General features: G+C 62.5%; 1 pseudogene. It reads right to left on the bottom strand.

From position 1 onward, the window contains the following. Positions 1 to 48: 48 nt before the first annotated feature. Positions 49 to 440, bottom strand: a pseudogene (locus tag QJT78_RS52155) (hypothetical protein); the annotation flags it as partial.

Raw genomic sequence — 440 nt, 5'->3', positions numbered from 1 at the left:
GTCTCGGTCATGGCGTATCGCTCTCCTCGAGAGGTTCTGGCAGGCTCGTCACCCGCCTCGATACGCCGCCTTCCTCACACCGTCATCACCCAGATTCCGCCATAGCTCCAGCAGCAGCGGCACGCTCTCATCGAACCGCTCCAGCGCTTTGAGGGCAATCGCCAGGCAATAGCCGTATTCACCGCCCGCCAAGTCATAGGCCTTGCGAAAGCAGCGCTCCGCCTCCGCCCAGTCCTCGTCATCCTGCGCCCAGTGGCCCAGACGATCCCAAGGCAGCGCGGCGTTTTCGGAATTGACGTGGCCGATGTGGCGATCAAATTCCTCGCGGAACGAGCTATGGCGGAATCTGGGTGATGACGGTGTGAGGAAGGCGGCGTATCGAGGCGGGTGACGAGCCTGCCAGAACCTCTCGAGGAGAGCGATACGCCATGACCGAGACT

Origin of the sequence: Bradyrhizobium sp. Mp27 (assembly GCF_029953005.1) — a bacterium.
Taxonomy (GTDB): Bacteria; Pseudomonadota; Alphaproteobacteria; order Rhizobiales; family Xanthobacteraceae; genus Bradyrhizobium; species Bradyrhizobium barranii.
This window is presented reverse-complemented; position numbering and strand designations above follow the sequence as displayed.